This is a genomic window from Streptomyces cinnamoneus, from assembly GCF_002939475.1.
GTDB lineage: Bacteria > Actinomycetota > Actinomycetes > Streptomycetales > Streptomycetaceae > Streptomyces > Streptomyces cinnamoneus_A.
The window spans coordinates 3,100,497-3,122,734 of the sequence record NZ_PKFQ01000001.1; the positions used below are offsets into that span (position 1 = coordinate 3,100,497).

The 22,238-nt window shown below is 67.4% G+C and carries 27 protein-coding genes; 2 read left to right on the top strand and 25 right to left on the bottom strand.

The genetic code is table 11. The annotated features are described in order from the left end of the window. The 20 genes from rpmD to rpsJ form a co-directional block, all read right to left on the bottom strand. A complete protein-coding gene (rpmD, locus tag CYQ11_RS13295; protein WP_099199427.1) occupies positions 1-183 on the bottom strand; it encodes a 50S ribosomal protein L30 in 183 nt (60 codons plus the stop codon). Further along, positions 183-785, bottom strand: coding sequence for a 30S ribosomal protein S5 (rpsE, locus tag CYQ11_RS13300; RefSeq protein WP_099199426.1), 603 nt, complete (start codon positions 783-785; stop codon positions 183-185). Before rpsE ends, rpmD begins: the two co-directional genes overlap by 1 nt. Before the next feature lie 46 nt (positions 786-831). Further along, entirely contained in the window at positions 832-1,215 is a 384-nt protein-coding gene (gene rplR / locus CYQ11_RS13305) for a 50S ribosomal protein L18 (protein ID WP_099199425.1), read from the bottom strand. A 3-nt stretch (positions 1,216-1,218) separates the two neighbouring features. Then, positions 1,219-1,758 (bottom strand): 50S ribosomal protein L6, encoded by a 540-nt coding sequence (gene rplF, locus CYQ11_RS13310; RefSeq protein WP_099199424.1) that lies wholly within the window; start codon positions 1,756-1,758, stop codon positions 1,219-1,221. A 21-nt stretch (positions 1,759-1,779) separates the two neighbouring features. After that, positions 1,780-2,178, bottom strand: coding sequence for a 30S ribosomal protein S8 (gene rpsH / locus CYQ11_RS13315; RefSeq protein WP_099199423.1), 399 nt, complete (start codon positions 2,176-2,178; stop codon positions 1,780-1,782). 209 nt (positions 2,179-2,387) lie between these two features. Beyond that, positions 2,388-2,573 carry a type Z 30S ribosomal protein S14 gene (locus CYQ11_RS13320; RefSeq protein WP_030368403.1) on the bottom strand — a complete coding sequence of 62 codons (186 nt, stop codon included), beginning with the start codon at positions 2,571-2,573 and terminating at the stop codon, positions 2,388-2,390. 5 nt (positions 2,574-2,578) lie between these two features. Next, positions 2,579-3,139: a 50S ribosomal protein L5 gene (gene rplE, locus CYQ11_RS13325; protein WP_086567288.1), complete on the bottom strand. Its 561-nt coding sequence runs from the start codon at positions 3,137-3,139 to the stop codon at positions 2,579-2,581. Next, positions 3,139-3,462: a 50S ribosomal protein L24 gene (gene rplX, locus CYQ11_RS13330; protein WP_099199422.1), complete on the bottom strand. Its 324-nt coding sequence runs from the start codon at positions 3,460-3,462 to the stop codon at positions 3,139-3,141. Before rplX ends, rplE begins: the two co-directional genes overlap by 1 nt. A 3-nt stretch (positions 3,463-3,465) precedes the next feature. Beyond that, a complete protein-coding gene (gene rplN, locus CYQ11_RS13335; RefSeq protein ID WP_099199421.1) occupies positions 3,466-3,834 on the bottom strand; it encodes a 50S ribosomal protein L14 in 369 nt (122 codons plus the stop codon). Positions 3,835-3,929: 95 nt separating this feature from the next. Then, positions 3,930-4,211, bottom strand: coding sequence for a 30S ribosomal protein S17 (rpsQ, locus tag CYQ11_RS13340; protein WP_019888756.1), 282 nt, complete (start codon positions 4,209-4,211; stop codon positions 3,930-3,932). Then, positions 4,211-4,435 carry a 50S ribosomal protein L29 gene (rpmC, locus tag CYQ11_RS13345; protein ID WP_030368408.1) on the bottom strand — a complete coding sequence of 75 codons (225 nt, stop codon included), beginning with the start codon at positions 4,433-4,435 and terminating at the stop codon, positions 4,211-4,213. The genes rpsQ and rpmC overlap by 1 nt, the downstream gene beginning before the upstream one ends. Beyond that, positions 4,435-4,854 (bottom strand): 50S ribosomal protein L16, encoded by a 420-nt coding sequence (gene rplP, locus CYQ11_RS13350; protein WP_030368409.1) that lies wholly within the window; start codon positions 4,852-4,854, stop codon positions 4,435-4,437. The genes rpmC and rplP overlap by 1 nt, the downstream gene beginning before the upstream one ends. Positions 4,855-4,859: 5 nt before the next feature. Further along, positions 4,860-5,690 (bottom strand): 30S ribosomal protein S3, encoded by an 831-nt coding sequence (gene rpsC, locus CYQ11_RS13355; protein WP_095580665.1) that lies wholly within the window; start codon positions 5,688-5,690, stop codon positions 4,860-4,862. Continuing rightward, the gene (gene rplV, locus CYQ11_RS13360) at positions 5,690-6,037 is read right to left on the bottom strand and encodes a 50S ribosomal protein L22 (protein WP_030685471.1); all 348 of its coding nucleotides are present in this window, start codon (positions 6,035-6,037) and stop codon (positions 5,690-5,692) included. Before rplV ends, rpsC begins: the two co-directional genes overlap by 1 nt. Before the next feature lie 42 nt (positions 6,038-6,079). Beyond that, positions 6,080-6,361: a 30S ribosomal protein S19 gene (rpsS, locus tag CYQ11_RS13365; RefSeq protein WP_004950443.1), complete on the bottom strand. Its 282-nt coding sequence runs from the start codon at positions 6,359-6,361 to the stop codon at positions 6,080-6,082. Between the two features lie 12 nt (positions 6,362-6,373). Continuing rightward, positions 6,374-7,210: a 50S ribosomal protein L2 gene (gene rplB / locus CYQ11_RS13370; protein WP_099199420.1), complete on the bottom strand. Its 837-nt coding sequence runs from the start codon at positions 7,208-7,210 to the stop codon at positions 6,374-6,376. A 39-nt stretch (positions 7,211-7,249) separates the two neighbouring features. Further along, positions 7,250-7,573: a 50S ribosomal protein L23 gene (gene rplW / locus CYQ11_RS13375; protein ID WP_058046827.1), complete on the bottom strand. Its 324-nt coding sequence runs from the start codon at positions 7,571-7,573 to the stop codon at positions 7,250-7,252. After that, positions 7,573-8,223 (bottom strand): 50S ribosomal protein L4, encoded by a 651-nt coding sequence (gene rplD / locus CYQ11_RS13380; protein ID WP_099199419.1) that lies wholly within the window; start codon positions 8,221-8,223, stop codon positions 7,573-7,575. The genes rplW and rplD overlap by 1 nt, the downstream gene beginning before the upstream one ends. Before the next feature lie 8 nt (positions 8,224-8,231). Then, positions 8,232-8,876, bottom strand: a complete 645-nt coding sequence (gene rplC / locus CYQ11_RS13385) for a 50S ribosomal protein L3 (RefSeq protein WP_058942728.1) — start codon at positions 8,874-8,876, stop codon at positions 8,232-8,234. 13 nt (positions 8,877-8,889) lie between these two features. Beyond that, complete coding sequence (rpsJ, locus tag CYQ11_RS13390) at positions 8,890-9,198, bottom strand: 30S ribosomal protein S10 (RefSeq protein WP_003948644.1); 309 nt, start codon at positions 9,196-9,198, stop codon at positions 8,890-8,892. A gap of 581 nt (positions 9,199-9,779) precedes the next feature. Between rpsJ and CYQ11_RS13395 the strand changes: the two genes are divergently transcribed. Then, positions 9,780-11,909, top strand: a complete 2,130-nt coding sequence (locus tag CYQ11_RS13395; protein WP_240003414.1) for a PIG-L family deacetylase — start codon at positions 9,780-9,782, stop codon at positions 11,907-11,909. Between the two features lie 55 nt (positions 11,910-11,964). After that, a complete protein-coding gene (locus CYQ11_RS13400; protein ID WP_099199418.1) occupies positions 11,965-12,831 on the top strand; it encodes a metallophosphoesterase family protein in 867 nt (288 codons plus the stop codon). 112 nt (positions 12,832-12,943) lie between these two features. On the opposite strand, the gene tuf is transcribed toward CYQ11_RS13400, so the two are convergent. The 5 genes from tuf to CYQ11_RS13425 form a co-directional block, all read right to left on the bottom strand. Continuing rightward, entirely contained in the window at positions 12,944-14,137 is a 1,194-nt protein-coding gene (gene tuf, locus CYQ11_RS13405) for an elongation factor Tu (RefSeq protein ID WP_099199417.1), read from the bottom strand. Between the two features lie 189 nt (positions 14,138-14,326). Beyond that, a complete protein-coding gene (gene fusA, locus CYQ11_RS13410) occupies positions 14,327-16,450 on the bottom strand; it encodes an elongation factor G (RefSeq protein WP_099199416.1) in 2,124 nt (707 codons plus the stop codon). A 39-nt stretch (positions 16,451-16,489) separates the two neighbouring features. After that, positions 16,490-16,960: a 30S ribosomal protein S7 gene (gene rpsG / locus CYQ11_RS13415; RefSeq protein WP_004950419.1), complete on the bottom strand. Its 471-nt coding sequence runs from the start codon at positions 16,958-16,960 to the stop codon at positions 16,490-16,492. A 2-nt stretch (positions 16,961-16,962) separates the two neighbouring features. Beyond that, on the bottom strand, positions 16,963-17,334 hold the full coding sequence (rpsL, locus tag CYQ11_RS13420; protein ID WP_003948652.1) for a 30S ribosomal protein S12: 372 nt from the start codon (positions 17,332-17,334) through the stop codon (positions 16,963-16,965). A gap of 913 nt (positions 17,335-18,247) precedes the next feature. Further along, positions 18,248-22,147 carry a DNA-directed RNA polymerase subunit beta' gene (locus tag CYQ11_RS13425; protein WP_099199415.1) on the bottom strand — a complete coding sequence of 1,300 codons (3,900 nt, stop codon included), beginning with the start codon at positions 22,145-22,147 and terminating at the stop codon, positions 18,248-18,250. Positions 22,148-22,238 lie beyond the last annotated feature (91 nt).

The window sequence follows — 22,238 nt, forward strand, 5'->3', positions numbered from 1 at the left end:
TCAGTCGACCTCCTCAACCGTCACGAGGTGGCGGACGGTGTGCACCATGCCGCGGATCTCGGGACGGTCCTCCTTGACAACCACGTCGTTGATCTTCTTGAGACCAAGCGAACGAAGGGTGTCGCGGTGGTTCTGCTTGCTGCCGATGTAGGACTTAACCTGCGTGACCTTGAGGCGAGCCATTACGCACCCGCCCCTGCACGCGCCCGCAGCAGAGCGGCGGGAGCGACGTCCTCGAGCGGCAGACCACGACGAGCGGCGATCTCCTCGGGACGCTGCAGTCCCTGGAGGGCCTCCACCGTGGCGTGCACGATGTTGATCGGGTTCGACGAACCGAGCGACTTCGACAGGATGTCGTGAATGCCGGCGCACTCGAGCACCGCGCGCACCGGGCCACCGGCGATGACGCCGGTACCGGGGGACGCGGGCTTGAGCATGACGACACCGGCCGCCTTCTCACCCTGGATGGGGTGCGGGACGGTGCCCTGGATACGGGGGACCTTGAAGAAGTTCTTCTTGGCCTCTTCCACGCCCTTGGCGATGGCAGCCGGAACTTCCTTGGCCTTGCCGTAACCGACACCGACCGTGCCGTCACCGTCGCCCACCACGACCAGCGCGGTGAAGCTGAAGCGGCGACCACCCTTGACAACCTTGGCGACGCGGTTGATCGCGACTACGCGCTCAACGTACGCGGTCTTCTCGGCGGCAGCGCCACCGTCACGGCCCTTCCGGTCCCGCCGCTCGCCGCCACCGGCACCGCTTCCGCGGCGCTGGGGTCCAGCCATTGGAATTACCTCTCTCTGTTACGTCCGCTAGCTCCGGAACCGGGGCTTAGAACTTCAGCCCGGCTTCGCGGGCGGCGTCCGCCAGAGCGGCAATGCGCCCGGCGTACTTGTTGCCACCGCGGTCGAACACGACGGCCTCGACACCGGCGGCCTTGGCACGCTCGGCCACCAGGGCGCCGACCTTCTTGGCCTGGGCGCTCTTGTCGCCCTCGCCGCCACGGACCGACGCGTCCAGGTGCGACGCCGACGCCAGGGTGTGACCCTTGAGGTCGTCGATGACCTGAGCGGTGATACCGCGGTTGGAGCGCGTCACGACGAGACGCGGGCGCTCGGCCGTACCCGACATGTTCTTGCGGATGCGGATGTGGCGACGCTGCTTGGCGGCGCGCTTGTAAGCATCGCCCTTGGCGATCTTCACACCGTATGCCATGGCTTACTTACCAGCCTTTCCGACCTTGCGGCGGATGACCTCACCCGCATACTTCACGCCCTTGGCCTTGTAGGGGTCGGGCTTGCGAAGCTTGCGGATGTTGGCGGCAACCTCGCCGACCTTCTGCTTGTCGATGCCCTCGACGCTCAGCTTGGTGGGGGACTCCACCTTGAAGGTGATGCCCTCCGGGGCCTCGACCAGGATCGGGTGGCTGTAGCCCAGGGAGAACTCCAGGTTGGAGCCCTTCGCCTGGACGCGGTAACCGACACCGCTGATCTCAAGAGCCTTGCTGTAGCCCTGGGTCACGCCGGTGATCATGTTCGCCACCAGCGTGCGGGACAGGCCGTGCAGGGCCTTGTTCTGACGCTCGTCGTTGGGACGCGAGACGACAAGGGTGCCGTCCTCGCCCTTAGCGATCTCGATGGGCGCGGAAACGGCGTGCGTGAGGGAGCCCTTGGGACCCTTCACGTGGACCGTACGGCCATCGATGGTGACGTCCACACCAGCGGGAACCTGGATGGGCAGCCGTCCAATACGCGACATTGGCTATTCCTCCGTTCCCGATTACCAGACGTAGGCGAGGACTTCCCCACCCACGCCCTTCTTGCTGGCCTGCTGGCCGGTCAGGAGACCGTGGGACGTGGAGATGATCGCCACGCCCAGGCCGCCGAGGACCTTCGGCAGGTTGGTGGACTTTGCGTAGACCCGCAGGCCCGGCTTCGAGATGCGCTTGATGCCGGCAATGGAACGCTCACGGTTCGGCCCGAACTTCAGGTCGATGACGAGCTTCTTGCCGACCTCGGCGTCCTCGACCTTCCAGCCGGCGATGTAGCCCTCCTGCTGCAGGATCTCGGCGATGTGCGCCTTGATCTTGCTGTGGGGCATCGCCACGGAGTCGTGGTAAGCCGAGTTCGCGTTCCGCAGACGGGTCAGCATGTCTGCGATCGGATCGGTCATGGTCATGTTTGGCCTTCGGCCTCTCTCGCCGTGGTTTCCTATCTGCGCCATCCCTCTCCCCGAACTGAGTCGGAGCGGGTGCGGCGCGGGGACCTACGGCGTAGTAAGACGGTCATGGGCGGCGGGCACCCAACCCTGCAACTCTACGCGAGTCGCGGGCTGGGCCCCACCGTCCTTGATGCTTACCGAGAGTCCTGGTCAACCCAAGTGGGTTGTTACCAGGAGCTCTTGGTCACGCCCGGCAGCTCGCCACGGTGAGCCATCTCACGAAGGCACACGCGGCAGAGGCCGAACTTGCGGTACACGGAGTGCGGGCGGCCGCAGCGCTGGCAGCGGGTGTACGCGCGCACACCGAACTTGGGCTTGCGGGCAGCCTTGGCAATAAGAGACTTCTTCGCCATCTCGCTTACGCCTCCTTGAACGGGAAGCCGAGGTGACGAAGGAGGGCGCGGCCCTCGTCGTCGTTGGTCGCCGTGGTCACCACGGTGATGTCCATACCCCGGACGCGGTCGATCTTGTCCTGGTCGATCTCGTGGAACATGACCTGCTCCGTGAGACCGAAGGTGTAGTTGCCCCGACCGTCGAACTGCTTCGGGGACAGACCACGGAAGTCGCGGATGCGCGGCAGCGCGAGCGACAGGGTGCGGTCCAGGAACTCCCACATGCGGTCACCACGGAGGGTGACGTGGGCGCCGATCGGCTGGCCCTCACGCAGCTTGAACTGCGCGATGGACTTGCGAGCCTTGGTGACGGCGGGCTTCTGGCCCGTGATCGTGGTGAGGTCGCGGATCGCACCCTCGATCAGCTTGGAGTCGCGGGCGGCGTCGCCCACACCCATGTTGACCACGATCTTGGTGAGGCCGGGAACCTGCATGATGTTCTCGTACGAGAACTCCTCACGCAGCTTGCCGACGATCTCTTCGCGGTAGCGCAGCTTGAGACGCGGCGCGTTGGTGGTGGCAGTCATCAGATGTCCTCACCGGTGCGCTTGGCAACGCGGATCTTGTTGCCGTTCTCGTCGAAGCGGTAACCGACGCGGGTGACGACCTTCTTGCCGTCCTTCTCCACGACGAGCTGAACGTTGCTCACGTGGATGGGGGCCTCGGTCGTCACGATGCCGCCGGTCTGCGAACCGCGAGCGGTCTGCCCGGCCTTGGTGTGCTTCTTGACCCGGTTGACACCCTCGACGAGGACGCGGTTCTCAGCGGGCATGGCCTGAACGACCTTGCCCTGCTTGCCCTTGTCCTTACCGGTGATGACCTGGACCAGGTCGCCCTTCTTGATCTTCATCGGTTACAGCACCTCCGGCGCGAGCGAGACGATCTTCATGAACTTCTTCTCGCGCAGCTCTCGGCCCACGGGGCCGAAGATACGGGTGCCGCGGGGGTCACCGTCGTTCTTGAGCACGACAGCGGCGTTCTCGTCGAAACGGATGTACGAGCCATCCGGACGGCGGCGCTCCTTGACGGTGCGAACGATGACCGCCTTGACGACGTCACCCTTCTTCACGTTGCCGCCGGGGATCGCATCCTTGACGGTGGCGACGATGACGTCACCGATGCCCGCGTAGCGGCGACCCGAACCACCGAGAACACGGATGCAAAGGATCTCCTTGGCACCAGTGTTGTCGGCGACCCGAAGTCGCGACTCCTGCTGGATCACGTCTATCTCCTGATCGTCTGCCGGTTCCCGGCAGGGGCTCCGAGGAGCCCCTGCCGAGCCTGGCGGAACTTATCTGAGGGAGATTCCCTCAGAAATTACTTGGCCTTCTCGAGGATCTCGACGACGCGCCAGCGCTTGGTGGCGGACAGCGGCCGGGTCTCCATCAGGAGGACGCGGTCGCCGACACCGGCAGCGTTCTGCTCGTCGTGCGCCTTGAGCTTGTTCGTACGGCGGATGACCTTGCCGTACAGCGCGTGCTTGACACGGTCCTCGACGGCGACGACGACGGTCTTGTCCATCTTGTCGCTGACGACGAGACCCTCACGGGTCTTGCGGAAACCGCGCTCGTTCGTCTCAGTCACATTCTTCTCGCTCATCAGGCGCTCTCCACCGTCTCGATGCCCAGCTCACGCTCGCGCATCAGGGTGTAGATCCGGGCGATGTCCTTACGGACGGACTTGAGCCGACCGTGGTTCTCGAGCTGCCCGGTCGCCGCCTGGAAGCGGAGGTTGAACAGCTCTTCCTTGGCCTCACGGAGCTTCGCGACGAGGTCCTCGTCGTTGAGCTCGCGCAGCTCGGTCGCCTTGATACCAGCGGCCATCACGACTCACCTGCCTCGCGCCGAACAATGCGGCACTTCATCGGAAGCTTGTGGGCGGCGCGGGTGAGCGCCTCCTTAGCGACCTTTTCGTTCGGGAAGGACAGCTCGAACATCACCCGACCGGGCTTGACGTTCGCGATCCACCACTCCGGAGAACCCTTACCGGAACCCATGCGGGTCTCGGCCGGCTTCTTGGTCAGCGGACGGTCCGGGTAGATGTTGATCCACACCTTGCCGCCACGCTTGATGTGACGCGTCATGGCGATACGAGCGGACTCGATCTGACGGTTCGTCACGTAGGCCGGGGTCAGGGCCTGGATGCCGTACTCACCGAAGGCGAGCTCGGTGCCACCCTTGGCCATGCCGTTGCGCTTCGGGTGGTGCTGCTTGCGGTGCTTGACCCTGCGAGGGATCAGCATGTCGGTCAGGCCTCCGTTCCGGTGGACTCAGCCGGAGCAGCGGCAGCGGCCTCGGCCTTGGGGGCCTCGGCAGCGGCGTTCTGCTGCGGCTTGCGGCCGCGGCCGCCACGCTCGCCACCACGGCCACCACGGGCCGGGCGGTCCTGAGCGCCACCACGGGACGGGCGGTTGCCCGCACGCGCGGCGGCGTTCTCGGCGCGGACCTCGGCGATGTTCTTGACGTCGCCCTTGTAGATCCAGACCTTCACGCCGATGCGGCCGAAGGTGGTCTTGGCCTCGAAGAAGCCGTAGTCGACGTTCGCGCGGAGCGTGTGCAGGGGCACACGGCCCTCGCGGTAGAACTCCGAGCGGGACATCTCGGCGCCGCCGAGGCGGCCACCGCACTGGATCTTGATGCCCTTGGCGCCGGCCTTCATGGTCGACTGCATGCTCTTACGCATGGCGCGACGGAAGGAGACACGGGAGGACAGCTGCTCGGCGACGGCCTGGGCCACCAGCTGAGCGTCGACCTCGGGGTTCTTGACCTCGAGGATGTTCAGCTGGACCTGCTTGCCGGTCAGCTTCTCCAGCTCACCGCGGATGCGGTCGGCCTCGGCGCCGCGGCGGCCGATGACGATGCCCGGGCGAGCGGTGTGGATGTCAACGCGGACGCGGTCGCGGGTGCGCTCGATCTCAACCTTCGAGATACCGGCGCGCTCCATGCCCTTCGTCATCATGCGACGAATGGCGACGTCTTCCTTGACGTAGTCCTTGTACAGCTTGTCGGCGTACCAACGGGACTTGAAGTCCGTGGTGATGCCGAGCCGGAACCCGTGCGGGTTAACCTTCTGGCCCATTACCGGGTTCCTTCCTTGCTGCTGACGACCACGGTGATGTGGCTGGTCCGCTTGCGGATCCGGTAGGCACGGCCCTGGGCACGCGGACGGAACCGCTTCAGGGTCGGGCCCTCGTCGACGTACGCCTCGCTGATGTACAGCGACGAGGCGTCCGTGTGGTCGTAGTTGTGCGCGGCGTTGGCAATGGCGCTGTCCAGCACCTTGCCCACCGGCACGCTCGCGGCCTGCGGGGCGAAACGCAGGACCGCCTGAGCCTCCGTGGCGTCCATGCCACGGATGAGGTCCACCACGCGGCGGGCCTTCATGGGCGTGACGCGGATGTACCGCGCCTGGGCCCTGGCTTCCATGGTTGTCCCTTCGGTGTCAGTCATAGTCGTTCACACCCCGCCTTAGCGGCGCTTCGACTTGCGGTCGTCCTTGACGTGGCCGCGGAAGGTGCGGGTCGGCGAGAACTCGCCGAGCTTGTGGCCGACCATCGACTCGGTGACGAACACCGGGACGTGCGTCTTGCCGTTGTGCACCGCGAGCGTGTGGCCGAGCATGGCCGGCACGATCATGGAGCGACGGGACCAGGTCTTGATGACGTTCTTGGTACCAGCCTCGTTCTGAGCGTCCACCTTCTTGATGAGGTGGCCGTCGACGAAGGGTCCCTTCTTGAGACTACGCGGCATCTAAACCCGCTCCTAGCGCTTCTTGTTCGTCTTGCGGCGGCGGACGATGTACTTGTTGCTCGCCTTCTTGGGAGAACGAGTACGACCCTCCTTCTGACCCCACGGGGAGACCGGGTGGCGACCACCGGAGGTCTTGCCCTCACCACCACCGTGCGGGTGGTCAACCGGGTTCATCGCAACACCGCGGACGGTCGGGCGAACGCCCTTCCAGCGCATACGGCCGGCCTTGCCCCAGTTGATGTTCGACTGCTCGGCGTTGCCGACCTCGCCGACGGTGGCGCGGCAGCGGACGTCGACCAGGCGGATCTCACCGGACGGCATGCGCAGGTGGGCCATGGTGCCCTCCTTCGCCAGCAGCTGCACGGAGGAACCGGCGGAGCGGGCGATCTTCGCACCGCCACCGGGACGCAGCTCGATGGCGTGGATGGTCGTACCCACGGGGATGTTGCGCAGCGGCAGGTTGTTGCCCGGCTTGATGTCGGCCGTCGGGCCGTTCTCGATCCGGTCGCCCTGGCTCAGGCCACGCGGAGCGATGATGTAGCGCTTCTCGCCGTCCAGGTAGTGGAGCAGCGCGATGCGCGCGGTGCGGTTGGGGTCGTACTCGATGTGCGCGACCTTGGCCGGCACGCCGTCCTTGTCATGACGACGGAAGTCGATCAGACGGTAGGCGCGCTTGTGGCCACCACCCTGGTGGCGAACGGTCACACGACCGGCGTTGTTACGGCCGCCCTTGCTGTGCAGCGGGCGGACCAGCGACTTCTCCGGCGTGGACCGCGTGATCTCGACAAAGTCGGCGACGCTGGAGCCACGACGGCCCGGGGTCGTCGGCTTGTACTTGCGGATACCCATTTCTCAGTCCTCGTCCGATTCCGGACGACTCGGACTCCGTTAGGAGACCGGGCCGCCGAAGATGTCGATACGGTCGCCCTCGGCGAGGGTCACGATGGCGCGCTTGGTGTTGGCGCGCTTGCCGAAACCGGTCTTGGTGCGCTTGCGCTTACCCTGACGGTTGATCGTGTTGACCCCGGTGACCTTGACCGAGAAGACCGCCTCGACGGCCTGCTTGATCTGGGTCTTGTTGGCGCGCGGGTCGACGATGAACGTGTACTTGTTCTCGTCCAGCAGCGCGTAGCTCTTCTCCGAGACAACCGGCTTGACCAGGAGGTCACGCGGGTCCGAGAAGGTCTTGCTGGTGACGACGGCCTCAGTCATCAGGCCTCGCTCCCTTCGGTCTCAGCGGCCTTGGGGCCAGACACGAAGGACTCGAAGGCGGCCTGGGTGAAGACCACGTCGTCGGAGACGAGCACGTCGTACGTGTTCAGCTGGCCCGGCTCCAGGATGTGCACCTGGGGCAGGTTGCGGGCGGAGAGCCACGCGGCCTCGTTGGAGCGCTCGACGACCAGGAGCAGGTTCTTCCGCTCGCTGATCTTGCCGAACAGGCTCTTGGCGGCCTTCGTGGACGCCGCACCCTCGACCACGTCGGAGACGACGTGGATGCGGGAGTGACGCGCGCGGTCCGAGAGGGCACCGCGCAGGGCGGCGGCCTTCATCTTCTTCGGGGTCCGCTGCGAGTAGTCACGCGGCACGGGACCGTGCACGACGCCACCACCGGCGAACTGCGGCGCGCGGGTCGAACCCTGACGGGCGCGACCGGTGCCCTTCTGGCGGTAAGGCTTCTTGCCACCGCCGCGGACCTCGCCACGGGTCTTGGTCTTGTGCGTGCCCTGACGGGCAGCGGCCAGCTGCGCGACGACGACCTGGTGGATCAGCGGAACGCTGACCTTCGCGTCGAAGATCTCCGCGGGGAGCTCGACGGTCCCGGCCTTGTCGCCTGCCGGCGAAAGGATGTCAATGGTGCTCATCGGTTACCTCAGGCCCCCTTGGCCGCGGTACGGACCAGGACGAGGCCGCCGTTCGGACCAGGAACCGCGCCCTTGATCAGGAGCAGGCCCTTCTCCGCGTCAACGGCGTGGACGGTCAGGTTCTGGGTGGTGACCCGCTCGTTGCCCATGCGGCCCGCCATGCGGAGGCCCTTGAAGACACGGCCCGGGGTGGCGCAGCCACCGATGGAACCGGGCGAGCGGTGCTTGCGCTGGGTGCCGTGACCGGCGCCGAGGCCCTTGAAGTTGTGACGCTTCATGACACCGGCGAAGCCCTTGCCCTTGCTCTTGCCCGTGACGTCAACCTTGACGCCGGACTCGAACACGGCAGCGGTGATCTCCTGGCCGAGCGTGTACTCGCTGGCGTCAGCGGTACGCAGCTCCACCAGGTGGCGGCGCGGGGTGACGTCGGCCTTGGCGAAGTGACCCTTGAGGGGCTTGTTCACCTTGCGCGGGTCGATCTCGCCGAAGGCGATCTGGACCGACTCGTAGCCGTCGATGTCGTTGGTGCGGACCTGGGTCACGACGCAGGGCCCGGCCTTGACGACGGTCACCGGGACGACCCGGTTGTTCTCGTCCCAGACCTGGGTCATGCCGAGCTTCTCGCCCAGGACGCCCTTAATGTTCTTAGCCATCTCGCGCGTCACCTCAGAGCTTGATCTCGATGTCGACGCCAGCCGGCAGGTCGAGACGCATGAGCGAGTCAACCGTCTTCGGCGTGGGGTCGAGGATGTCGATGAGGCGCTTGTGCGTGCGCATCTCGAAGTGCTCGCGCGAGTCCTTGTACTTGTGCGGCGACTTGATGACGCAGTACACGTTCTTCTCAGTGGGCAGCGGCACCGGGCCCGCGACCGACGCACCAGTGCGGGTCACCGTCTCGACGATCTTCTTCGCCGAAGAGTCGATGACCTCGTGGTCGTAGGCCTTGAGCCGGATGCGGATCTTCTGTCCCGCCATGGCTACTTCGTAGTCCTGTCTCTCGTAACGCTCTGGGACTCGGCCGGCTGCGCCCCGGAGAAAACCTCCGAAACGCCGCTCCTCCCCACTCCACCTCCGACCCACGCGGTCGGGCGTGTCGCGCCCCTTCCAGCAAAATCCCCAAAGGGGATTCCCTGCTCAAGGGGTCTGTGGGGGAAGAACACCCACCGAGTGCCTGGCTGGGGCCCCGCTGACACTTCCCGGAAGATTCCCGTACTTCCGCCCCTCACAAGGGGCGACGAGTACTGCGGGACTCGCTTCCAGTCCTCCCGGCGGGAGGCGCGCAGCATCGGCACTCAACCGAGCAACCTGAACAGTGTGCCACACCGCTCCGAAGAGGCGCCAATCGCAGCGGAAGACCGTACCCCGAGCGGCTCACTTGTCAAACCACCTCGCCGACATACGGGACACTATGGTCGCGAAGAGACCGGCGTCACGGCCGCCGCCGTCCGGCGGGCTCGGACAGGGCCTGGGCAACCCCTGCCGGGTCCCCCGTCGTCCCCCACCACGCCGGGGCGGCCGGGTGACCGCCGCGCTGCCCGACGGGAGGAGTCACGTAGTTGAACATCTCACGGCGCGGGAGTTTGTCACGTCGGTCGGCACTCGCCGGCATCGCCGCCCTCACGGCGGCCGGCGCCGCCGGGTGCACCACGGGCGACGAGCCCCCCGGACGGTCCTCCTCCGCCTCCGGGACCGGCCCGGCCGCAGCCGGCGCCGCGCGGGCCTTCAGCGCCGCCAAGGGCGCCCTGCTCCTCCAGGTCATGGCGCACCCGGACGACGACCTGTACTTCATGAACCCCGACGCCGAGCACATCGTGCGCGCCGGCGTCCCCGTCGTCTCCGTCTACGTCACCGCCGGCGAGGCCGTCGGGCAGAACTGGATCGAGGGCATGCCCAAGGCGGAGCCCGACAAGGCCGCCTACTCCTCCGCCCGCCACCAGGGCCTGCGACAGGCCTACGCCGAGATGATCGGCCGGGACCGCTTCGCCCCCTGGAAGAAGTCCGTGCTGGACCTGCCAGGCGGCGTCCGGGCGGAGACCAACGAGCTGGTCAACGGCAAGCGCAGGGTCCGGCTGGTCTTCCTCAACATCGCCATGCTCTCCGCCGGCGGCACCCGGCTGCCCCAGCTGTGGGACCGCCCGTACGCGGTGATGCAGAGCCTGGTGGCCGCCGGCTCCCCCTGCACCACCGTCAGCACCTACCGGCACCAGACGCTGGTGGACGCGCTGGTCGCCCTCATGGACGCCCACCGGCCCACCGTGGTCCACACCATGGACCCCGACCCCGACTACCAGGTCCACGACGCCACCCACCCCAAGGACAACGACTACGGGGCGTGCTCGGACCACCGCGACCACACCCCCACGGCCCTGTTCACCTGGAAGGCCCTGGCCCAGTGGGCCGCCGAGACCACCCGGCGCGAGGGCCGCGCGCCGCGCTTCACCACCACCGCCTTCCGCGGCTACTACAACCAGCGCTGGCCGCACAACCTCCCCCTGACGGTCGTCGACGACAAGCACCGCCTGGTCGAGGCCTACGGCGGCGCCCCCACCTGGGACTGCGGCAACCCCGCCGGCTGCGGCGACTACGGCCAGGGCGGCGACCGCCCCATGAAGAACCGCAAGGGCTGGATCCGCTCCACCCACCACCGCTACCCCGGCGCCGGCCCCGTGGCCGACAGCGACCGCGCCGGCCGCCTGGAGGCCTACGGCGTCCTGGGCATGCAGGCCGTCCGCTGGCAGGAGACCTCGGCGGGCAGCGGCCGCTGGGGCGCCCCCCAGAACCTCGGCGGCGGCCCCCTCGCCCCCGCGCTGGCCTCCGTGAAGGACGCCAAGGGCCGACGGCTGCTGTTCGCCCTGCGCTTCAGCGAGCTGGAGGGCCAGGGCCGCGGCGACGCCCGCGAGATCGTCGTCCTTGAGCAGCGCACCCCCGGCGGCTCCTTCCGGGCGTGGACGGGCCTGGGCAACCCTGAGCACAGGAGCGAGCGCGGCCGCCGCGTCGGGGTGCCCGCCGCCATCGCCACGCCGGACGGGCGCGTCCACCTCTTCGTGCGCAACGCCGGCAAGGGCCTGTCCAGCCGGGTGCGCGAGGCCGACGGCAGCTGGGGCCGGTGGCGCAGCCTCCACGGCCAGGAGATCCAGGAGGGGCTGACCGTCGCCCTCGACGAGCGCCGGCGCGTCCACGTCTTCGGCGCGGGCCGCGACACGGTCCACCACTGGGGCCAGGAGGCCCCGGGAGAGCCCGTCCGGCACATGCCCCTCAAGGGCCTCCCCGGGCCCGGTGGCGACCCCCTGGGGGCCGCTCTCGGGCCGGACGGCGCGCTGACCGTGGTCTACCGCAGGCCCGCGACCGACGAGCCCGTCGCCTACCGCCTCACCGGCGGCACCGGCACCGAGCGGGCCACCGCCGGCGGCCTGCGCGGCTTCGGCGGCTACGGGGCGCTTACGGCCTGCGTGCTCCCCCGGCGCGGCCGCAAGGACGCCCTCATGATCATGGGACGGGCCATCAACGGCCAGATACAGCTGACGGACGCCGGATCGGGTGACTCCCCCGTGCGCTCCCCCGGCGGCCACGTCCCCGTCGGCACCGCGTCGCTCACCACGGACGCCGGCCACCGGCTGTGCGCCGTGGGCCTGGGCCCCGATGCCACCCCCTGGATCTGGCGCCCCGCGCCGGGTTCCGGCGCCTGACGCCTACCGTAGGCCTGGTAAGACGCACCAATAGCCGCCCGTGAGTTGGGATTCGATGCAGCCGACATCCTCCGCCCCCGGCCGACGGCTCCTCGCCGTCAGCGACCTGCACACCGGCATGTCCGAGAACGTGACCATCGCCGAGTCACTGCGCCCCACCACCGACGAGGACTGGCTCATCGTCGCCGGCGACGTCGCGGAAGTCTTCGCCGACGTCGAACGCACCCTGAAGCTGCTCGCCGGACGCTTCGCCAAGGTCATATGGGCCCCGGGCAACCACGAACTGTGGACCACCAACGGCGACCCCGTCGAGGAGCGCGGCCAGGCCCGCTACGACCGCCTGGTGGAGCTGTGCCGGGGCCTCGGCGTGAGCACGCCCGAGGACCCCTGGCCCGTCTGGGACGGCGAGGGCGGGCCGGTGGCCGTCGCGCCGCTGTTCACGCTCTACGACTACACCTTCCGCACGCCCACGGCCGCCACCAAGGAGGAGTCCCTGGCCCAGGCCCACGAGGCGGGCATCGTCTGCACCGACGAGTACCTGCTGCACCCCGTGCCGTACGCCGGCATGGACGACTGGTGCCGCGCCCGCGTCGCGGTCACCGAGGCCCGCCTGGCCGCCCACGACCCGTCCGTGCCGCTGGTGCTGGTCAACCACTGGCCGCTGGTGCGGCAGCCCACGGACGTCCTGCGCTACCCGGAGTTCGCCCAGTGGTGCGGCACGGTCCTGACGGACGACTGGCACCGCCGGTTCAACACCGCCGCGGTCGTCTACGGCCACCTCCACATCCCCCGTACCACCTGGTACGACGGGGTGCGGTTCGAGGAGGTCTCGATCGGCTACCCGCGGGAGTGGAAGCGCCGCGGTCACCCGAAGGGGCTGCTCCGGACGATCCTGCCGTACGAGGCCCCGCACGAGCGGTGAGCCGGGCCGCCCCCCGGCGGCCGAGCGGACGCGCTCAAACGAAAAGGCCCGCACATCCGAGGATGTGCGGGCCTTTTCAGACCTTCAAGGTCAGACCTTCAAGCAAGCGGACTTACTTGTTGATCTTGGTGACCTGGCCGGCGCCGACGGTGCGGCCGCCCTCACGGATGGTGAAGCGCAGGCCCTCCTCCATCGCGACGGGCTGGATGAGGGAAACGGACATCTCGGCGTTGTCGCCGGGCATGACCATCTCCGTGCCCTCCTTGAGGGTCACAACACCGGTCACGTCAGTCGTACGGAAGTAGAACTGCGGACGGTAGTTGTTGAAGAACGGGGTGTGGCGGCCGCCCTCGTCCTTGGAGAGGATGTACGCCGTGGCCTCGAACTCGGTGTGCGGGGTGACCGAACCCGGCTTGATGATGCACTGGCCGCGCTCGACGTCCTCGCGCTTGATGCCGCGGAGCAGCAGACCGACGTTCTCACCGGCCTGGCCCTCGTCGAGCAGCTTGCGGAACATCTCGATGCCGGTGACCGTGGTGGTGGTCTTCTCGGTCTTGATGCCGATGATGTCGACGGTCTCGTTGACCTTGAGGACACCACGCTCGATACGACCGGTGACGACGGTGCCACGACCGGTGATCGTGAAGACGTCCTCGATCGGCATCAGGAACGGCTTGTCGACGTCACGCTCGGGCTGCGGGATGTTCTCGTCCACGGCCTTCATCAGGCCGAGGAGCTTCTCGCCCCACTCCTTGTCGCCCTCCAGCGCCTTCAGCGCGGAGACGCGGACGACCGGAGCGTCGTCACCGTTGAACTCGTACTCGTTGAGGAGCTCACGGACCTCGAGCTCGACGAGCTCCAGGATCTCCTCGTCGTCCACCATGTCGGCCTTGTTCAGGGCGACGACGATGTACGGAACGCCGGACTGGCGGGCCAGGAGCACGTGCTCCTTGGTCTGCGGCATCGGACCGTCGGTCGCGGCGACCACGAGGATCGCGCCGTCCATCTGGGCGGCACCGGTGATCATGTTCTTGATGTAGTCCGCGTGACCCGGGCAGTCGACGTGGGCGTAGTGACGCGACTCGGTCTGGTACTCGACGTGCGCGATCGAGATCGTGATACCGCGCTGACGCTCCTCGGGCGCCTTGTCGATCTCGTCGAACGGCGTGAAGGGGTTCAGGTCCGGGTACGCGTCGTGCAGCACCTTGGTGATCGCCGCGGTAAGAGTGGTCTTACCGTGGTCGACGTGACCGATGGTGCCGATGTTGACGTGCGGCTTAGTCCGCTCGAACTTCGCCTTCGCCACTGGGGTCCTCCTGTGGAGTGGTTCTGTACGCCTAGATTCGGTCGGCGCCAGGGATCTTTGCTGGGGTGCCGTCCGCCGGGGCAGCCGCCGCGCAGGAGAGGACCTGAGTCCTCACGGTTTGCGGCGGTATGCCCCGACAGCCGGTGTCAAGCCTAAGGCGTGAGCCTCGTCTACGGAGACGAGAGCCCCTTACTCGCCCTTGGCCTTCGCGATGATCTCCTCGGCGACGTTCCGCGGAACCTCGGCGTAGGAGTCGAACTGCATCGAGTAGCTTGCGCGACCCGAGGTCTTGCTGCGGAGGTCTCCGACGTAGCCGAACATCTCCGACAGCGGAACCAGGCCCTTGACGAGCTTGGCGCCGTGACGGTCCTCCATGGCCTGGATCTGGCCACGGCGGGAGTTGATGTCGCCGATGACGTCACCCATGTAGTCCTCGGGGGTGGTGACCTCGACCGACATCATCGGCTCGAGCAGAGCCGGGGACGCCTTGCGAGCACCCTCCTTGAACGCCATGGAACCGGCGATCTTGAACGCGAGCTCGGAGGAGTCGACGTCGTGGAAGGCACCGTCGAGCAGCGTCACCTTGACGCCGGTCAGCGGGTAGCCGGCCAGAACACCGAACTCCATGGCCTCCTGGCAACCGGCGTCCACGGACGGGATGTACTCCCGCGGGATGCGGCCACCGGTGACCTTGTTCTCGAACTCGTAGCCGTCGCCCTCAAGGGGCTCGATGGCCATCTGCACCTTGGCGAACTGGCCGGAACCACCAGTCTGCTTCTTGTGCGTGTAGTCGATACGCTCGACGGCCTTGCGGATCGTCTCGCGGTACGCGACCTGCGGCTTGCCGACGTTGGCCTCGACCTTGAACTCACGCTTCATACGGTCGACCAGCACGTCGAGGTGCAGCTCGCCCATACCCGCGATGATGGTCTGGCCCGTCTCCTCGTCCGTGTGGACCTGGAAGGACGGGTCCTCCTCGGCCAGACGCTGGATGGCGACACCCAGCTTCTCCTGGTCGCCCTTGGACTTGGGCTCGATGGCGACCTGGATGACCGGAGCCGGGAAGTCCATCGACTCGAGGATCACCGGGTTGCCCGCGTCGCAGAGGGTCTCACCGGTGGTGGTCTGCTTCAGACCCATGACGGCGACGATGTCGCCGGCACCCACCGAGTCGATCTCCTCACGCTTGTTCGCGTGCATCCGGTAGATCTTGCCGATGCGCTCCTTCTTGCCCTTCACGGAGTTCTGGACCTGGGATCCAGCCTCCATGCGGCCCGAGTAGACCCGGACGAAGGTGAGCTTGCCGAGGTGCGGGTCGCTCATGATCTTGAAGGCGAGACCCGCGAACGGCTCGTCGTCGGACGGCTTGCGCTTGACGACCTCGTCGGCGTTGTTGACCGCGTGGCCCTCAACGGCCTCGATGTCGAGCGGCGACGGCAGGTAGCGCACGACCGCGTCGAGCAGGGGCTGGACGCCCTTGTTCTTGAACGCGGTGCCACAGAACACCGGGGTGACCGTGACGGAGTCGGCGCCGCCCTTGGAGGCCAGCGTGATGCGACGGATGGCCGCCATCAGCTGCTCCACGGAGGGCTCCTGGCCCTCGAGGAAGAGCTCCATCATGGCGTCGTCGTGCTCGGCGACGCCCTCAAGGAGCTTGCCGCGCCATTCCTCGGCAGCCTCGACGTGGGTGTCCGGGATGTCGACGACGTCGTACATCTCGCCCTTGGCGGCCTCGGCGGACCAGACCAGAGCCTTCATCTGGACGAGGTCGACCACGCCCTTGAAGTCGGCCTCGGTGCCGATCGGCAGCTGCATGACCAGCGGAACCGCGCCCAGGCGGTCGACGATCATGTCGACGCAGCGGTGGAACTCGGCACCGGTACGGTCCAGCTTGTTCACGAAGCAGATGCGCGGCACGCCGTAACGGTCGGCCTGACGCCAGACCGTCTCGGACTGCGGCTCAACACCGGCGACGCCGTCGAACACCGTCACGGCACCGTCGAGCACGCGCAGCGAACGCTCCACCTCGACGGTGAAGTCGACGTGGCCCGGGGTGTCGATGATGTTGATGGTGTGGTCGACGTTGTCCAGCGGCCAGTGGCAGGTCGTCGCGGCAGACGTGATCGTGATGCCGCGCTCCTGCTCCTGCTCCATCCAGTCCATCGTGGCAGCGCCGTCGTGGACTTCACCGATCTTGTACGAGACGCCGGTGTAGAACAGGATCCGCTCGGTGGTGGTCGTCTTGCCCGCGTCGATGTGGGCCATGATCCCGATGTTGCGGACCTTGGCCAGGTCAAGCGAAGTGGTGGCCATATGGCTCAGTCTTCTCTCGGTTCTCGATGGGGGTAGCGACTACCAGCGGTAGTGCGCGAAGGCCTTGTTGGACTCGGCCATCTTGTGCGTGTCCTCACGCTTCTTGACCGAGGCGCCGAGACCGTTCGAGGCGTCCAGCAGCTCGTTCATGAGGCGCTCGGTCATGGTCTTCTCGCGACGGGCGCGGGAGTAACCGACCAGCCAGCGCAGCGCCAGGGTGGAGGCGCGGCCCGGACGGACCTCGACCGGCACCTGGTAGGTGGCGCCACCGACACGGCGGGACTTGACCTCGAGAGCCGGCTTGACGTTCTCGAGCGCGCGCTTGAGCGTGATGACCGGGTCGTTGCCGGTCTTCTCGCGCAGACCCTCCATGGCGCCGTACACGATGCGCTCGGCGGTGGAGCGCTTGCCGTGCAGGAGGATCTTGTTGATGAGCGACGTCACCAGGGGGGAGCCGTAAACCGGGTCGATGATGACCGGGCGCTTCGGGGCGGGGCCCTTACGAGGCATTCTTACTTCTCCTTCTTGGCGCCGTAGCGGCTGCGAGCCTGCTTACGGTTCTTGACGCCCTGCGTGTCGAGGGAACCGCGGATGATCTTGTAGCGAACACCCGGCAGGTCCTTCACACGGCCACCGCGCACGAGCACGATCGAGTGCTCCTGCAGGTTGTGGCCCTCACCCGGAATGTAAGCGGTGACCTCGATGCCGGAGGTCAGACGCACACGCGCGACCTTACGGAGCGCCGAGTTCGGCTTCTTCGGGGTGGTCGTGAAAACACGCGTGCAGACGCCACGACGCTGGGGCGAACCCTCGAGTGCGGGCGTCTTGTTCTTCTCGACCTTGTCCTGCCGGCCCTTCCGGACCAGCTGCTGGATCGTAGGCACCGTTTCTCCGGTTTCTGTGTGCCGATCACGATAAAACTAACCTGGGGGTGACGGCCGACCCACGCGGTCGGGTGTGTCGAAGGCTGCGGACCGCTCCGCCATAGGCGGGTCGGTGCAGATTTCGGTGTCCCCGAGCGTTGAGAAGCGCTCGGCTCCGGGCTCCTCGCACGGTTGAAGGCACGCACGAGAGCCCAGGGACACCCCAGGCACAAGGTCAGAGCGTACCTACAGCATGGGCTGCGGTCAAAACAAATGCACACGCGGTGGACGACCCGATGTGCAGCATATGTCGCAGTTCGCGGCCTCCCCTTCCGTCCAACGGGTGACTACCGAGCGGTTACACAGGATCACTCCTGCGAACGTCACGGCCGTGGCGGCAAGGGGGAGGGCCCTGTGGGGGGCTGGAGGAGAGCGCTGCGGGGCCGGGGCCCCGCGGCGGACGGGGCGGCTCTGGAGAGCCTGGTCCGCGAGACGGACGACACGCACCTGAGGCCGGGGCCGGCCTTCGGACGGCTCACCGAGCTCAGCCGGCGCGTCGAGGCGTGTGACGCGGGAGCTCGCCGAGCGGGAGGCCACGCTCCTCCGGACGCGGGAGGCCCTCGCCCCGGTCCGTCAGCGCACCCACGCCGCCCTCGCGGCCGCCCTGCGTGAGGCCGGCCTGGTCCGACCCGGCGGCGCCCGGCAGGGTTCGCCCTGGAGGCCCGGCTCCACGCCGCCGCGGACGCCCTGCGCGAGCGGGACGCGGGGCGGGCCCTCGATCCGAGCCGCTTCCTGCCCGACCGCTACCGCGACGTGGAGACCGAGATCGCGAGGATCCGCGACACGATCGCCCATCCGGGCCCGCGCCCGCACCGAGAAGACGCCGCAGGGCGGCCACCCCGGAGGGTGACCGCCCTGTGAGCGTTCGCACGGCTTACTGGTTGTACGGACCGTAGTCGTAGTCCTCCAGCGGAACCGCCTGGCCGGAGCCGGTGCCGAAGGGCGAGTAGTCGATGTCGTCGTAACCGACGGCCGAGTACATCGCGGCCTTCGCCTCCTCGGTGGGCTCCACCCGGATGTTGCGGTAACGGGACAGACCCGTACCGGCCGGGATGAGCTTACCGATGATGACGTTCTCCTTGAGGCCGATCAGGGAGTCCGACTTGGCGTTGATCGCCGCGTCGGTCAGAACCCGGGTCGTCTCCTGGAAGGACGCCGCCGACAGCCAGGACTCGGTGGCGAGCGAGGCCTTGGTGATACCCATCAGCTGCGGACGGCCGGAGGCGGGGTGACCGCCCTCGGTGACCACACGACGGTTCTCGGACTCGAAGCGCGAGCGCTCCACGAGCTCGCCCGGCAGCAGCTCCGCGTCGCCGGACTCGATGATCGTCACGCGGCGGAGCATCTGCCGGATGATGATCTCGATGTGCTTGTCGTGGATCGACACGCCCTGCGAGTTGTAGACCTTCTGGACCTCGCCGACCAGGTGCACCTGGACGGCGCGCTGGCCGAGGATGCGCAGGACGTCGTGCGGGTTGGTGGCACCCACGGTGAGCTTCTGGCCCACCTCGACGTGCTCACCCTCGCTGACCAGCAGACGGGCACGCTTCGAGATCGGGAACGCCGTCTCGTCGCTGCCGTCGTCCGGAGTGACGACGAGCTTCTTGGTCTTCTCGGTCTCCTCGATGCGGACGCGGCCGGCCGCCTCCGAGATCGGGGCGACACCCTTGGGCGTACGGGCCTCGAAGAGCTCGACGACACGGGGCAGACCCTGGGTGATGTCGTCACCGGCCACACCACCGGTGTGGAAGGTACGCATCGTCAGCTGGGTACCCGGCTCACCGATGGACTGGGCGGCGATGATGCCGACCGCCTCACCGATGTCCACCAGCTTGCCGGTCGCCAGCGAGCGGCCGTAGCAGTAGGCACAGGTGCCGACCGCGGACTCACAGGTGAGGACCGAGCGGGTCTTGACCGTCTCGACGCCGTGGGCGACGAGCTGGCCGATGAGCACGTCACCGAGGTCGACGTTGGCCGGCGCGATGACCTTGCCGTCGACGACGACGTCCTCGGCCAGCATGCGGGCGTAGACGCTGGTCTCCACGTCGTCCGTCTTGCGCAGGACGCCGTCCTCGCCCTTGACGGCGATCGCCAGCTTGAGGCCGCGGTCGGTGCCGCAGTCCTCCTCGCGGATGATCACGTCCTGGGAGACGTCGACCAGACGACGGGTGAGGTAACCCGAGTCGGCGGTACGCAGGGCGGTGTCCGCGAGACCCTTACGGGCACCGTGGGTGGAGATGAAGTACTCCAGCACGGAGAGACCCTCACGGAACGACGCCTTAATGGGTCGCGGAATGGTCTCGTTCTTCGCGTTCGACACCAGACCACGCATACCGGCGATCTGCCGCATCTGCATCATGTTTCCTCGGGCACCCGAGTCAACCATCATGAAGATGGGGTTCGTCTTGGGGAAGTTCGCGTTCATCGCCTCGGCGACCTCGTTGGTCGCCTTGGTCCAGATCGCGATGAGCTCCTGCGTGCGCTCGTCCTTGGTGATCAGACCGCGCTCGTACTGCTTCTGGACCTTCTCGTCCTGCGCCTCGTAGCCCTTGACGATCTCCTTCTTCGCCTCGGGAACGACGACGTCGGAGATGGCCACGGTGACGCCGGAACGGGTCGCCCAGTGGAAGCCGGCCGCCTTCAGGTTGTCGAGCGTCGCCGCCACGATGACCTTGGGGTAGCGCTCGGCCAGGTCGTTGACGATCTCGGAGAGCTGCTTCTTGCCCACCGAGTAGTCGACGAACGGGTAGTCCTCGGGCAGCAGCTCGTTGAAGAGCGCGCGGCCCAGGGTGGTGCGCAGGCGGAAGCTGTCACCCTGCTGCCACTCCGGCTCGCCCTCCTCCGCGACCGGGGGAACCCAGCCGCGCGGCGGAACGGTGCCGATCGGGAAGCGGATGTCGACCTTCGCCTGGAGCGAGAGCTCCCGGGCGTCGAACGCCATGATCGCCTCGGCGACCGAGCCGAAGGACCGGCCCTCGCCGATGACCTTGCGCTCCTCCTCGTCGGTGGTGAGGAAGAACAGACCGAGCACCATGTCCTGGGTCGGCATGGTGACCGGACGGCCGTCGGCCGGCTTGAGGATGTTGTTCGAGGACAGCATCAGGATGCGGGCCTCGGCCTGCGCCTCCGCGGAGAGCGGCAGGTGGACGGCCATCTGGTCACCGTCGAAGTCCGCGTTGAACGCGGTGCAGACGAGCGGGTGGATCTGGATGGCCTTGCCCTCGACCAGCTGCGGCTCGAAGGCCTGGATGCCGAGGCGGTGCAGCGTGGGCGCACGGTTCAGCAGCACCGGGTGCTCGGCGATGACCTCTTCGAGGACGTCGTACACGACGGTGCGGCCGCGCTCGACCATGCGCTTGGCCGACTTGATGTTCTGCGCGTGGTTCAGGTCGACCAGGCGCTTCATCACGAACGGCTTGAAGAGCTCCAGCGCCATGGCCTTGGGCAGACCACACTGGTGCAGCTTCAGCTGCGGGCCGACGACGATGACGGAACGGGCCGAGTAGTCGACGCGCTTACCGAGCAGGTTCTGACGGAATCGACCCTGCTTGCCCTTGAGCATGTCGGACAGCGACTTCAGCGGACGGTTGCCGGGGCCCGTGACCGGGCGACCACGACGGCCGTTGTCGAAGAGCGCGTCGACGGCCTCCTGAAGCATGCGCTTCTCGTTGTTCACGATGATCTCGGGGGCACCGAGGTCAAGGAGACGCTTGAGGCGGTTGTTGCGGTTGATGACGCGGCGGTACAGGTCGTTCAGGTCGGAGGTCGCGAAGCGGCCACCGTCCAGCTGCACCATCGGACGCAGGTCCGGCGGGATCACGGGGATGCAGTCCAGCACCATGCCGCTGGGGCTGTTGCGGGTCTGCAGGAAGGCGGAGACGACCTTGAGGCGCTTGAGCGCACGGGTCTTCTTCTGGCCCTTGCCGGTCCGGATGATCTCGCGGAGGCGCTCGGCCTCCTCGTCGAGGTCGAAGGACTCCAGGCGCTTCTGCAGCGCGGCGGCGCCCATCGCACCCATGAAGTACGTGCCGAAGCGGTCACGCAGCTCGCGGTAGAGCAGCTCGTCGCCCTCGAGGTCCTGGACCTTGAGGTTCTTGAAGCGGCTCCACACCTCGTCGAGGCGGTCGATCTCGCGCTGCGCACGGTCGCGCAGCTGCTTCATCTCGCGCTCGGCACCCTCGCGCACCTTGCGGCGCACGTCGGCCTTGGCACCCTCGGCCTCAAGCTCGGCCAGGTCGGACTCGAGCTTCTTGGCACGGGCCTCAAGATCGGCGTCACGGCGCTGCTCGATCTGCTGGCGCTCGACGGAGACGTGGGCCTCCAGCGAGGGCAGGTCGCGCGTGCGGCGCTCCTCGTCCACCCACGTGATCATGTAGGCGGCGAAGTAGATGACCTTCTCGAGGTCCTTCGGGGCGAGGTCGAGCAGGTAGCCCAGACGCGACGGGACGCCCTTGAAGTACCAGATGTGGGTGACGGGGGCGGCGAGCTCGATGTGGCCCATCCGCTCACGGCGCACCTTGGCGCGCGTGACCTCGACGCCACAGCGCTCACAGATGATGCCCTTGAAGCGGACACGCTTGTACTTGCCGCAGTAGCACTCCCAGTCCCGGGTGGGGCCGAAGATCTTCTCGCAGAAGAGCCCGTCCTTTTCCGGCTTCAGGGTGCGGTAGTTGATGGTCTCCGGCTTCTTGACCTCGCCGTGGGACCAGGTTCGGATGTCGTCCGCGGTCGCCAGGCCGATCCGCAGCTCGTCGAAGAAGTTGACGTCGAGCACTTGTCGTCAATCCCTCTTTCAGGGGTCGTGCCCTCTCGCGCTAGCGAGGTATGGGCTCTACATCAGTGGTCTGGGGGTCCGGGGACGGCGG

Excerpts from the sequence above, each read along its gene's own strand:
- rpsC (WP_095580665.1), bottom strand. The coding sequence starts at position 5,690 with ATGGGCCAGAAGGTTAACCCGCACGGGTTCCGGCTCGGCATCACCACG.
- rpsJ (WP_003948644.1), bottom strand. The coding sequence starts at position 9,198 with ATGGCGGGACAGAAGATCCGCATCCGGCTCAAGGCCTACGACCACGAG.
- rpsH (WP_099199423.1), bottom strand. The coding sequence starts at position 2,178 with ATGACCATGACCGATCCGATCGCAGACATGCTGACCCGTCTGCGGAAC.
- rplV (WP_030685471.1), bottom strand. The coding sequence starts at position 6,037 with ATGGAAGCCAGGGCCCAGGCGCGGTACATCCGCGTCACGCCCATGAAG.
- rplX (WP_099199422.1), bottom strand. The coding sequence starts at position 3,462 with ATGAAGATCAAGAAGGGCGACCTGGTCCAGGTCATCACCGGTAAGGAC.
- rplE (WP_086567288.1), bottom strand. The coding sequence starts at position 3,139 with ATGACTGCCACCACCAACGCGCCGCGTCTCAAGCTGCGCTACCGCGAA.
- rpsS (WP_004950443.1), bottom strand. The coding sequence starts at position 6,361 with ATGCCGCGTAGTCTCAAGAAGGGACCCTTCGTCGACGGCCACCTCATC.
- rplW (WP_058046827.1), bottom strand. The coding sequence starts at position 7,573 with ATGACTGAGGCCGTCGTCACCAGCAAGACCTTCTCGGACCCGCGTGAC.
- rpsG (WP_004950419.1), bottom strand. The coding sequence starts at position 16,960 with ATGCCTCGTAAGGGCCCCGCCCCGAAGCGCCCGGTCATCATCGACCCG.
- CYQ11_RS13400 (WP_099199418.1), top strand. The coding sequence starts at position 11,965 with ATGCAGCCGACATCCTCCGCCCCCGGCCGACGGCTCCTCGCCGTCAGC.
- rplR (WP_099199425.1), bottom strand. The coding sequence starts at position 1,215 with ATGGCATACGGTGTGAAGATCGCCAAGGGCGATGCTTACAAGCGCGCC.
- rplC (WP_058942728.1), bottom strand. The coding sequence starts at position 8,876 with ATGGCTAAGAACATTAAGGGCGTCCTGGGCGAGAAGCTCGGCATGACC.
- rplP (WP_030368409.1), bottom strand. The coding sequence starts at position 4,854 with ATGCTGATCCCTCGCAGGGTCAAGCACCGCAAGCAGCACCACCCGAAG.
- rpsE (WP_099199426.1), bottom strand. The coding sequence starts at position 785 with ATGGCTGGACCCCAGCGCCGCGGAAGCGGTGCCGGTGGCGGCGAGCGG.
- CYQ11_RS13320 (WP_030368403.1), bottom strand. The coding sequence starts at position 2,573 with ATGGCGAAGAAGTCTCTTATTGCCAAGGCTGCCCGCAAGCCCAAGTTC.
- rplF (WP_099199424.1), bottom strand. The coding sequence starts at position 1,758 with ATGTCGCGTATTGGACGGCTGCCCATCCAGGTTCCCGCTGGTGTGGAC.
- rplD (WP_099199419.1), bottom strand. The coding sequence starts at position 8,223 with ATGAGCACCATTGACATCCTTTCGCCGGCAGGCGACAAGGCCGGGACC.
- fusA (WP_099199416.1), bottom strand. The coding sequence starts at position 16,450 with ATGGCCACCACTTCGCTTGACCTGGCCAAGGTCCGCAACATCGGGATC.
- rpsQ (WP_019888756.1), bottom strand. The coding sequence starts at position 4,211 with ATGAGCGAGAAGAATGTGACTGAGACGAACGAGCGCGGTTTCCGCAAG.
- rpmC (WP_030368408.1), bottom strand. The coding sequence starts at position 4,435 with ATGGCCGCTGGTATCAAGGCGACCGAGCTGCGCGAGCTCAACGACGAG.
- rpmD (WP_099199427.1), bottom strand. The coding sequence starts at position 183 with ATGGCTCGCCTCAAGGTCACGCAGGTTAAGTCCTACATCGGCAGCAAG.
- rplB (WP_099199420.1), bottom strand. The coding sequence starts at position 7,210 with ATGGGTATCCGCAAGTACAAGCCGACGACCCCGGGCCGTCGTGGCTCC.